Origin of the sequence: Sorangium sp. So ce448 (genome assembly GCF_051520915.1) — a bacterium.
Classification (GTDB): Bacteria; Myxococcota_A; Polyangia; order Polyangiales; family Polyangiaceae; genus Sorangium; species Sorangium cellulosum_B.
In genome coordinates, this window is sequence record NZ_CP150343.1 from 1,069,200 (window position 1) to 1,080,597 (window position 11,398).

Below are 11,398 nucleotides of genomic sequence, written 5' to 3' on the forward strand. Positions count from 1 at the left end.
TCTCCTGAAGACGGGTCCCAGGCGGCCACGTCGCGAGCTTCCGGTTCGATGACTGTCGAAACAGATTGACGGCGCCGCCGCGCTGCCTAGATTCAGTTCGATGACCGTCGAACCAGATCCCCCGGCGCGCGAGCTGGGCGTCGAGGCGCGCATCGGCGTGCTCAAGGCGCTCGCGGACGCGTCGCGGCTCCAGGTGGTGAACGCCCTGATCGAGCGGCCGCACTGCGCCGAGGAGCTGGCCGAGCGGCTGGGGCGCGCGCCGTCCACGGTCTCGTTCCACCTCCGGAAGCTCGACGAGGCCGGGCTGGTGACGAAGCGCAAGACCCAGTATTACCTGGTCTATGCGCTGCGCGACGATCTGCTCCGCCTCACGCTGAAGGAGCTCGTCTCGCTGCCCTCCGCGGCCGACGGCGCTGCGCGGCGGCGCGCGGAGCGGGCCCGGAGCCAGGTGATGCGCGCCTTCTTCCGCGGGGGCGTGCTGGTCCAGATGCCGAAGCAATGGCGCAAGCGGCGCATCGTGCTCGAGCAGTTCCTGGGCAAGTTCCAGGCGGGCCGGCGCTACCGCGAGCAGGAGGTGAACGAGATCATCAAGACCCTGTATCCCGACCACTGCACGATCCGGCGCATGCTCGTCGACGAGGGATACATGGCGCGCGACGGCCAGCACTACGAGCTGATCGCGGCAGAGGGCAGGACACGTGAGGCAGAGGGCACGACACCCGAGGCGGAGAACAGGACGCCCGGATCAGGGGCGAAGCACGCGGGAGCGAGCACGATGGAAACGCGCAAGGACATGAAGCGGAAGTATCTCGAGACCCCGAAGCAGGCGGGCATCTTCCAGGTCAAGAACACGGTGAACGGCAAGGTGCTGCTCGGCAGCAGCACGAACCTCCATGGGCCGCTCAACAAGCACCGTTTCATGCTGTCCACAGGCGGGCACCAGAACCCCGCTCTCCAGCGGGACTGGCAGCAGCACGGCGCTGACGCCTTCACGTTCGAGGTGCTCGAGGTCGTGCAGCAGAAGGACGAGCCCGGGTTCTCCGTGGCGGATGAGCTCACCCTGCTCGAGCAGATCTGGCTGGAGAGGCTCTCGCCCCTCGCGCCGCGCGGCTACAACATGGATACGCGGCTGCGCGAGTGAGACGGAGTCGCCGCGCCCCTCCTCGGGCGATCACGCTCTGCCGTACCGCGCCGCCGCGCTCGCCCGTTTCCTGGCCGCCGGGGCGGCTCAAGGCCGGCGGCGCCTGAGCCGTGCGCGCGTGTCACGGTGGCAAAAGCGGTGGATTTCATCCACCATGGCGCTGCATGCTGCCAGCCGGCATACCGAAGAACTCTTCAGATGTCGTCGAGCCCTCGTCCGATGGCAGCGTCCTGGACGCGAGCGCCGAGGACTGCCTCGCCGGGGGCGGCGAGATGGGCGCCCTGATGCGCTCGATCGACTGGGCGAAGAAGACGAAGCTCGGCCCCATCGCCTCATGGCCGATAGGCCTGAAGACCGTGGTCGGCCTCGTGCTCTGCAATCGGTTCCCGATGCTCATGTTGGTCGGGCCGGAGATGCTGCAGATCTACAACAAGGCCTATCGGCCTATCCTGGGCATGAAGCACCCTGCGTCGATGGGCGCTCCGGCGCCCGAGGTGTGGGCCGAGATCTGGGACGTCACCGGCCCGATGACGAAGAGCGTGCTCGACGGGGGGCCCGCGACGTGGAGCGAGCACCTCATGCTCCCGGTGATCCGGCGAGGCTTCGTCGAAGAGGCGTACTTCACGTTCTCCTTCAGCCCGATACCCGGCGTTACCGAGCGGGTCGCCGGCGTCCTCGTCACGGTGAAGGAGACCACGGAGCAAGTTCTCGACGCGCGCCAGCTCCGGATGCTGCGCGATCTCGCGACGCGCTCCGCCCACGCGAAGTCCGCGGAGGAGGCGTGCCGCACAGCCGTGGAGATCTTCTCGGCGAACGACGCCGATCTGCCGTTCTCGCTGCTCTACCTCCTGGACGGCGACACGGGCGACGCGCGCCTCGCCGGCGCGAGCGGGCTCGACGACTACGAGGGCGCGGTGAAGCCGGCGCGCGTCCCCCTCCACCAGCGAGGCGGCGAGGCCTCGACCTGGCCGCTCGCGGAGGCCGCGCGGGTCGGCGAGATCCTCGTGGGCGATCTCGCGGCCCGCTTCGGCGCCTTGCCGGGCGGCCGCTGGGGCAGCGCCCCGGAGCAGGCGATCGTCCTGCCCCTCTCGCGGCCGGGCCAACCCCGTCCGTATGGCTTCCTCGTCGGCGGCGTGAGCCCGCGCCGCCTGCTCGACGAGCCGTATCGCGGGCTGTTCCGGCTGATCACCGATCAGGTGGTGACCGCCATCGCGAACGCGCGCGCTTACGAGGAGGAGCGCAGGCGCGCCGAGGAGCTCGCCGCGATCGATCGCGCGAAGACGCTGTTCTTCAGCAACGTCAGCCACGAGTTCCGGACGCCGCTGACGCTGATGCTCGGCCCCATGGAGGACGCGCTGGCGGCGGCGCCGGAGCGCGCGCTGTCCGGCGAGCACCTGGCGCTCGCCCACCGGAACGCGCTGCGCCTGCTCAAGCTGGTCAACGCGCTGCTCGACTTCTCGCGCCTCGAGATGGGCCGCGCGCAGGCGTCCTACGAGCCGACGGACCTCGCCGGCCTCACCGTCGATCTCGCGAGCGCGTTCCGTTCCGCGATCGAGCGGGCGGGGCTCGCGTTCAAGGTGGACTGCCCGAAGCTCCCGGAGCCCGTCTTCGTCGACAGGGACATGTGGGAGAAGATCGTGCTGAACCTGCTGTCCAACGCCCTGAAATTCACGTTCGGCGGCGAGATCCTCCTGTCGCTCCGCGCGCGGGGTGACCACGTCGAGCTCGCGGTGCGCGACACCGGCACCGGCATCCCCGAGCACGAGCTGCCGCACCTCTTCGATCGCTTCCACCGCGTCCAGGGGGTGCGCGGGCGCATGCACGAGGGCTCCGGGATCGGGCTCGCGCTGGTGCACGAGCTGGTGCGGCTGCACGGCGGCAGCATCCGGGTGGAGAGCCGCCCGGGCGAGGGGACGGCGTTCATGATCGCGATCCCGCGCGGCTCCGCGCACCTGCCGGCGGAGCGCATCCGCGCCGAGAAGACGCTCTCGTCGACGGCGACGGGCGCCGCGCCCTACGTCGAGGAGGCGCTGCGGTGGCAGCTCGCCGCGGACGCGCCCGCCCTGGCGCTCGCGTCGGCCGATCGCGTCGAGTCCGACCGCATCCCGGTTCCGTTCGACCCGAGCGCGCGCATCCTCCTCGTCGATGACAACGCCGACATGCGCATGTACGTGCGGCGCATCCTCGATGAGCGGTGGACCGTCGAGGCCGCGAGCGACGGCGCCGCTGCGCTCGAGATCGCCCGGCGGTCGCCGCCGGATCTTGTCATCGCCGACGTGATGATGCCGGGCCTCGACGGCTTCGGCCTGCTCCGGGCGCTGCGCGCCGAGCCGGCGACGCAGGGCGTGCCGGTGATCATGCTCTCGGCGCGCGCGGGCGAGGAGGCCCGCGTCGAGGGGCTGGCGGCCGGCGCCGACGATTACCTCGTGAAGCCGTTCTCGGCGCGCGAGCTCGTGGCTCGCGTCGCGACGCACCTCCAGCTCGCAGAGCACCGGCGGGCCGCGGAGCGGGAGCGCGAGAAGATGTACGCGGTGTTCGAGCAGGCGCCCGTCGGGATCGCCGTCTACCGTGGCCCCGAGCACGTCATCGAGATGGCGAACGCGTACATCGTGGGCATGGTGGGCCATCGCGACGTGAGCGGACGCACGCTGGCGCAAGCCTTCCCGGAGATCGTCGACTCGCCGCTCCTCGAGGTCTTCGACCGGGTCTACGCGACGGGCGAGCCGTTCGTCACCCACGGTTACCGGTTCGACCTCGATCGCGGGCGTGGCGTGCGGGAAGAGCTGTACTGGAGCTTCAACCTGCACCCCATGCGCGAGCCGGACGGCGTCGTCGCCCGGATCCTGGTCGTCTCGCTCGACGTCACCGAGTACGTGCAGGCACGAAAGATGCTCGAGGCGGCGGCGCGGGAGCGCGAGGAGCTGCTGCGCCGCGCGGAGGACGCGCGGCGCGACGCGGAGCGGGCGAACCGCGCGAAGGACGAGTTCCTGGCGATGCTCGGCCACGAGCTGCGGAACCCGCTCGCCCCGATCGTGACGGCGCTCCACCTGATGCGCCTCCGCGCCGGGGGGCACGCCGAGCGCGAGCGGCTTGTTATCGAGCGCCAGATCAAGCACCTGACGGCGCTCGTCGACGACCTGCTCGACGTCTCGCGGATAACGCGGGGCAAGGTGGAGCTGAAGAAGCAGCGGATCGAGCTCGCGGAGGTCGTGGCCAAGGCGGTCGAGCTGGCGAGCCCGCTGCTGGAGCAGCGCCGGCACCACCTCACGGTCACGGTCCCCTCGAGCGGCCTGGCCGTGGACGGCGACGTGACGAGGCTCGCCCAGGTGATCTCGAACCTGCTCACGAACGCGGCGAAGTACACCGAGAGCGGCGGCGAGATCGCCGTCCGGGCCGAGCGAGCGGAGGGCGAGGTGGTCCTGTCCGTGCGCGACAACGGCATCGGCATTGCGCCCGAGATGCTGGCGAGCGTCTTCGAGCGCTTCGTGCAGGAGCGCCAGGCGCTCGACCGCTCCCAGGGCGGCCTGGGCCTGGGCCTCGCCATCGTACACAGCTTGATCGCGATGCATGGCGGCCGCGTGAGCGCGCACAGCGAGGGCCGCGGGCGAGGGAGCGAGTTCACCCTCCGGCTACCGGCCGCGGCGAACGCGTGCTCGCCCGGGGCCGCGCCGGCGCGCCCGCCGGCCGGGACGCAGGGGACTCCGGCTCCCGCCGGCCGTTGTCGCATCCTGCTCGTGGACGACAACCTCGATGCTGTCGAGCTCCTGGCGGAGTCGCTGGGCGCCCTGGGGTACACGACGCGCGTCGCCTCCGACGGCCCGTCCGCGCTGCGGATCGCGGAAAAGTTCGCGCCGGACGTCGCGCTGCTCGACATCGGGCTGCCCGTGATGGACGGCTACGAGCTCGCGCGGCGCCTCCGCGAGCAGCCGGCGGGCGAGCGCGTTCGCCTGATAGCGATCACCGGTTACGGACAGCAGGGGGATTTCCGGCGCTCGGAAGGGGCAGGTTTCGAGACACACCTCGTCAAGCCCATCCAGATCGATCGATTGACGTCGCTCCTCGAGGAGCCGCCGGCCTGCCGGGCCGAGTGAGCCACGTCATGCTCGTCCCGCTGGAGTCCGGCGAGGGCTCACGCACGGCACGATGTGACGGCGCCCGGAGCGCTGCGGCGACGCGCGCCGCGGCGAGACCGAGGCAGCTTCTGATGGGAGAAGGAACAATGAATACGCAACGCATGCGAATCGCGACGATGGGCGTTCTGGTCGCAGGATTCGCCGCGAGCGCGGGATGCACGCTGGTCTCGGGGGTAGGAACGCTCGAGTTCGACGGTGACGCCGCTGGGGGCGCCGGCGGAAGCGGTGACGCCGGCGGCGGCGGCGCCGACGTGGGCGGCGGCGGCGACGCGGGAGGCGGCGCGGTGGGCGGCGCCGGCGGCGGCGGAGGCGAAGCGGGAGGCGGCGAGGCGGGCGGCGCCGGCGGCGGCACGGGCGGCGGCGCGATGGGCGGCGAGGTGACGGTCCAGGAGTGCGTGCCCGGCAAGGGGGTTGCCGTGGGCGCCCGCGTCTGGGGGGACGCGTGGCTCAACGGGTTCGTCCTTCATTGCGCCGACTTTCAGAGCGACGGTCACACGGGGGACGGGTACGACGCCGGCCCCGTGACTGGCAGCATGACGGGCTCGCACGTCTCCAAGTTCTGCGACTACCCAAGGAATGTCGTGGCGTTCAGGTACACGTACGACGCGGAGCATGTGTACCAGGTCCAGCTCGGTTGTTCGACGCCCGAGGTATGGAAGTCGTCGACGCCCAGCGTCGAACAATGGCTCGATCCCATCGGCGGGACGACGGCTGGTCCGCAAGCGTACGGAGCGCAATGTGAGGAGGGTTCCGCCTATAGCTACTTCACGCTCAGCGTCAGCGAGGATGGTCAATCCATACGAAGCTTCGAAGGGACTCGCTACTGCCTGGGAATGCCCTGATCCCTCGCAAGGCCGCCTCCGGAGACGCCGCTCCTCGGCGAGAGGATCCTCCTCTCCGAGGCGGCGGCGACCGGGGACCCCCGCCGCCGGAGGCGAGCTCCAGGTCTCCGGGCGCGGTCGAGCGGACCGATTACGTCGATCTCTACCAGATCCACTGGCCCGATCGGTACGTGCCGCAGTTCGGCGCGAGCGCCTACGATCCGGCGAACGAGCGGTCGAGCACGCCGATCGCCGAGCAGCTCGCGGCGCTCGCGGAGGTGATCCGCGACGGCAAGGTCCGGTATTTCGGGCTCAGCAACGAGACCGCCTGGGGGGTGGCGCAGTGGAGCCGCGTCGCGGCGCAGCTCGGGCTCCCCAGGCCGGTGTCGATCCAGAACGCCTACAGCCTCGTCAACCGGACGTTCGACTCCGCGCTCGCGGAGGCCTCGCGCCGGGAGGACGTGCCGCTGCTCGCCTATAGCCCGCTCGCGTTCGGCCTGCTCACGGGCAAGCACCTGGGCGGGCCGCCGCCGGGCTCGCGCTTCGCCCGGTTCGAGACCTTCGGCCAGCGCTACAGGAAGCCCAACGTGGACGAGGCGGTGCAGGCCTACGTCAAGCTCGCGCGCGCCCACGGCCTGAGCCCGGCGTCGCTGGCGCTCGCCTTCGTGCGCAGCCGCTGGTTCGTGGCGAGCACCATCCTCGGGGCGACAACGCTCGAGCAGCTCGAGGAGAACGTGAAGAGCGCGGGCGTGGTGCTCGCCGCGGAGGTTCTCGCCGAGATCGAGCAGATCCACGCCCGGTACCCGAACCCGGCGCCCTGATCTCGCCGGACCCGGCGGCGCCGCTCGCCCGGGGCGGCGCGGTCCGACCCCTCTGTTCGCGGGAGCGCGGCGCTCCCCGGCGAGCGATGCTGCGGCGCCGGCGGGCAGCCGCCGCGCCGGCACGGAGGGGGGATCAGATGACGACCAAGCTACCCAGGCGGAGCCTGCTCGCAGGCCTGCTGGTGATGGGCGCCGCGGGCTGTGCGGGCTCGGGGGCGATGACGACCGCGAGCGCTCGCCGGAACCGGAAGGCGCCGGCCGATCCGTGGCAGGGCGTTCGGGACGAGTTCACTCTGTCGCCGGCGTGGATCCACATGACGGCCTTCCTGCTCGCCTCGCACCCGCGGCCTGTCCGCGAGGCGATCGAGCGGCTGCGGAGGGAGCTCGACGAGAACCCGGTGGACGCGCTCCACGCGCACGAGGATCTGGCGCCGGTGCGGGAGGCGGCCGCGGCGTACATGGGCGCCGGGGCCGAGGAGATCGCGCTCACGGACAGCACCACGATGGGGCTCGCGTCGCTGTACCTCGGCCTGCCGCTCGAGGCCGGCGACGAGGTGCTCACGACGGAGCACGATCACTATTCCACGCACGAGTCGCTCCGGCTCGCCGCGGAGCGGACCGGCGCGGTGGTGCGGAAGATCGCGCTCTATGCGAGGGGCAGCGCCGCGACGGCGACGGAGATGGCGGGGGCGATCGAGAAAGCGCTCACCCCGGCCACGCGGGTCGTGGCGATCACGTGGGTGCACTCGAGCTCGGGCGTGAAGACGCCGGTGCGCACCATCGCCGAGGTCGTCGCCAGGGCGAACCAGGGCCGGGCGCCGGCGAAGCGCGTCGTCTGCTGTGTGGACGGCGTGCACGGCTTCGGGGTCGAGGACGCCACGATGGCCGATCTCGGCTGCGATTTCTTCGCCGCGGGCTGTCATAAATGGATGTTCGGGCCGCGGGGCACCGGCGTGCTCTGGGGCAGGCGGGAGCTCTGGCCGATGCTGCGCCCGAGCATCCCGTCCTTCGGAAGGGCTGCATACGAAGCCTGGCTCCGGGAGCAGCCGCCGCCGCCCACGACCGCGGACATGATGTCTCCCGGAGGGTTCCACTCCTTCGAGCACCGGTGGGCGCTGCCCGCGGCGTTCGCGTTCCACCGGGGCATCGGCAAGGCCAGGGTCGCGGCGCGGATCCACGCCTTGAACCGGCAGTGCAAGGAAGGGCTCAAGGCGATGGGCCACGTCACCCTGCACACGCCGCTCGACGACGCGCTCTCCGCGGGGATCGTGTGCTTCGAGGTGGCGGGGATGACGCCGGAGGCCGTCGTGGCGCGGCTCCGCGAGAGGAAGATCATCGCGTCGACGTCGCCGTACGCGACCTCGTATGTTCGCGTCGCGCCGAGCCTGCTCAGCTCCGAGGCGGACGTCGAGGCGGTGCTGCGCGCGATCCGCGGGCTTTCGTGAGGGGCGCGGTCCGGCGAGCCCTCACCGGACCTCGGGCGGGCGGGACGAGGGCGCCTATCGGGCGGCCTCCTCGATTCGCGCGATGTCGATCTTCCTCATCTGCATCATCGCCTGCATGACCCGACCCGCCTTGGCCGGATCCGGGTGCTGGATGAGCCGGATCAAGACGGACGGGACGATCTGCCAGGACACGCCGAACCTGTCCTTGACCCACCCGCACTGGCTCTCGGCGCCGCCGTCGGCCGTGAGCTTGCTCCAGAGCTCGTCGACCTCCTCCTGCGTCTCGCAGGTGACGACGAGCGAGAACGTCTCGTTGAACTTCTGGTGGGCGCCGTTCAGGGCCATGAGCTGCTGGCCGTGCAGCTCGAACTCGGCCATCACGAGCGAGCCCTTGGGCCCCGGACCCGCGTCTCCCGAGCGGAGCTCGGAGAGGATCCGTGAGCCCTTGAAGATGGACAGGTAGTACTTCACGGCCTCCTCGGCGTTGTTGCTGAACCAGAGGCACGTCTTGAGCTTCTGCGGGGTGGTCATGATCGGGGCTCCTGGCCGGGGTCGGGCCCGGCGGTGAGGTGAGGGCGGCGCGGTCACCGCGACTGCGCTTTGCCTGGATGTCGGAGCACGGTGCGCCGGCTCGACATGGGGCCGACGATTTTTTTTCGACGCGCCGGGGCGGCCGGGCTCCCGGGTCGCCGGGGCGGCCAAGGGGGGCGGGGCGGCAGGCCGCCGGGCGGCCGCCGTGGTCCGCCGGCCGCCGCGCCGGGGCGGCCCTGGGCGAGGATGAGCTCGCGGGCGGGGTGGAACGTCGTGGCGATCCGTGAGAGAGCAGGCGCATGAGACACATCCTCGATGGGTCGATGGGGGTCATCCTGGCCGCGGGGCTCTGCGGCGCCGGGTGCAGGGCGTCCGCGCACGATCCTCCCGGCATGAACGCGCCTCCCGGCATGAACGCGCCTCCCGGCACGAACGCGCCTCCCGGCACGAACGAGCCTCCGGCGGAAGAGCCCGCAGCGCCGCCGGCGGAAGAGCCCGCAGCGCCGCCGGCGGCCGCTCCGATGGGCGAGCGGATCGTCGTGGGCAGCGATCCGTGCAAGAGCGACGCGGACTGTGTGCCCGTGTGCGCGTGTCACGCGGCCGCGTGCATCGCGAAGGCCACCGCGCCGATGTGTGATCGAGGCCTGATGTGCACGCAGGAGTGTCGGCCCGGAACGATGGATTGCGGAGGCGGCTGCCTCTGCCAGGGCGGCCGGTGCGCCGCCCGCCTGATCAACGTGCCCCCGCCCTGAGCCCCTCTGCGTGCGCCGGCCTGCGGATGAGGGCGTAAAAGCTCTTGGAGTCTGGCTGAAGGCCCACCAGGACCGTGGACGCCTGGACTCGGATGCTCGTAAAGCGGGCGCCCAGCGCTCTCCTCAGTATTTGTAAACAGCGGCGAAGATCGAGCGACGCATGACCTCGTTCGTCGTCGTCTCGCGCACCCACGCGGCGATCCCCGTCCCGTTCGGGCCGAAGCCCACCGCCGGCTCCCAGTGTTCGGCGGCGTTGTCGTCCTCCAGCGCGTGGGGCGCCGTCCATCCCTGCGCGGGCGAGAGCTCGCTGGCAAAGATCGACCGGAGGGCGGCGGCTTTCTGGGTCCACACCGCGAGCCCGCGCCCGGCCCCATCCACGGCGATCTCGGGACCGCTCACGCTATCTTCGTCGGCCGAGAGCTTGTCGGCCGGCTGGAACGTCGCCCCCGAGAAGCGCCGCGCCCATATCGCGCAGCCGGCACCGCACTGACGGAACACCACGCCCCCGTCACCCTCCGCGTTCATCGCGACGGCGTAGTCAGACGCTTTTTGCCCCGCTGTATCCACGCCGGTGGCTCCGGCCCACACGCCCCCTGAATAGGAATTGGCGATCACGTGCGACACCGCGGAGGTCGAGTCGCGCTGGAGGAAGACGACCATCGCGTTCCCGTTGCCGTCCATCACGACGCGCGGGCTCAAGTGGTCGAGCGTGTCGTCCGCTTCCAGCGGCTTCGGGCCTGCCGCGCTGCCCTTGTGCGTCGTCAGATCGTAGGTAACCACGTTGCCCAGCACGTTGAGACGCCCGCCGTCCGACTGGTACCACGCTGCCACCGCGCGGAGCGTCGTGCCCACGGTCGAGACGCCGACGGCCGTGCCGTTGCAGCTCGTCGTGCTCCCCGACACCTTCACCGGTGTCTGCCAGCCCTGCCCGCCCTCGAAAATGGCCAGGTATCCCTCACGCGCCGAGGTGTCGGTGGTGTTCACGTCGATCCCCACGGCGATATGGCCGGCGGGGGTCATCGCGACCGTCGTCGAATGTTTCGAGACCCCCGAGGTGCCCTCGGCGATCGTCTCGACCGTGCCCCACCCGGCGGGCCATCCGAGCGATGCCGTGAACCGCTTGCCGAACACGGCGCCGCCCACCGAGGACGAATACCAGACGACCACCCCGTTGCCCTCGGCGTCGATGGCGACCCTGGCGTTCACGCCTCTCGTGGCCGCGTCGTTGACCTGCAGCAGCGGGTCCCAGCTGTCGCTCTTCTTGACATAGCGGCGCGCCCATACGGTGGACTGATCATAAAACACGATCAGCGCGTCGCCGTTGGCCGAGACCGCGACCTGCGGAAGGAAATTCGAGATCTGATTGGCGAGATCGTCATGACCGACGCGCTCGAACGTACCCCAGTGGGGCGGGGGGGCTTCGCCCCCGGTCCCGTCGCCCCCGGTCCCGTCGCCTCCGGTCCCGTCGCCTCCGGTCCCGTCGCCGCCCGCCCCGTCGCCCCCTGCCGCGCCGCCACCCGCTCCGTCGCCCCCTGCCGCGCTGCCGACGCTGCCCGCATGACCGCCGCCTCCGCCGCTCCCCACGTCGCTGGAGCTCGACGACGACTCGAACGTTCGCACCTTCTGTCCGCAGGCCGCGACGAGGAGGAGCCCCAGAATGAAACCCAGCTTGGGCCTGGCGCCCCATCCTCCGACGGGTCCGAATTTTTCGCGCATCATGCGCCAGGATGAGATCCGAACGCCTCGGAGATGTC

The 11,398-nt window shown here is 71.1% G+C and carries 7 protein-coding genes and 1 pseudogene; 6 read left to right on the forward strand and 2 right to left on the reverse strand.

The features are described from left to right. Positions 1-100 precede the first annotated feature (100 nt). From WMF45_RS03980 to WMF45_RS04000, 5 genes and pseudogenes are all read left to right on the forward strand, one after another. A complete protein-coding gene (locus WMF45_RS03980) occupies positions 101-1,141 on the forward strand; it encodes a metalloregulator ArsR/SmtB family transcription factor (protein WP_437715635.1) in 1,041 nt (346 codons plus the stop codon). A gap of 164 nt (positions 1,142-1,305) precedes the next feature. Beyond that, entirely contained in the window at positions 1,306-5,232 is a 3,927-nt protein-coding gene (locus WMF45_RS03985; RefSeq protein WP_437715636.1) for an ATP-binding protein, read from the forward strand. A gap of 128 nt (positions 5,233-5,360) precedes the next feature. Then, positions 5,361-6,116, forward strand: a complete 756-nt coding sequence (locus WMF45_RS03990) for a hypothetical protein (protein ID WP_437715637.1) — start codon at positions 5,361-5,363, stop codon at positions 6,114-6,116. A 122-nt stretch (positions 6,117-6,238) separates the two neighbouring features. Then, positions 6,239-6,916, forward strand: a pseudogene (locus WMF45_RS03995) (aldo/keto reductase); the annotation flags it as partial. A gap of 137 nt (positions 6,917-7,053) precedes the next feature. Continuing rightward, positions 7,054-8,361, forward strand: a complete 1,308-nt coding sequence (locus WMF45_RS04000; RefSeq protein WP_437715638.1) for an aminotransferase class V-fold PLP-dependent enzyme — start codon at positions 7,054-7,056, stop codon at positions 8,359-8,361. Between the two features lie 54 nt (positions 8,362-8,415). On the opposite strand, the gene WMF45_RS04005 is transcribed toward WMF45_RS04000, so the two are convergent. After that, positions 8,416-8,892 (reverse strand): VOC family protein, encoded by a 477-nt coding sequence (locus tag WMF45_RS04005; protein ID WP_437715639.1) that lies wholly within the window; start codon positions 8,890-8,892, stop codon positions 8,416-8,418. A 299-nt stretch (positions 8,893-9,191) separates the two neighbouring features. On the opposite strand from WMF45_RS04005, the gene WMF45_RS04010 reads away from it, so the two are divergent. Then, complete coding sequence (locus WMF45_RS04010) at positions 9,192-9,644, forward strand: hypothetical protein (protein WP_437715640.1); 453 nt, start codon at positions 9,192-9,194, stop codon at positions 9,642-9,644. Positions 9,645-9,767: 123 nt separating this feature from the next. On the opposite strand, the gene WMF45_RS04015 is transcribed toward WMF45_RS04010, so the two are convergent. After that, positions 9,768-11,363 carry a hypothetical protein gene (locus WMF45_RS04015; protein WP_437715641.1) on the reverse strand — a complete coding sequence of 532 codons (1,596 nt, stop codon included), beginning with the start codon at positions 11,361-11,363 and terminating at the stop codon, positions 9,768-9,770. Positions 11,364-11,398: the final 35 nt, after the last annotated feature.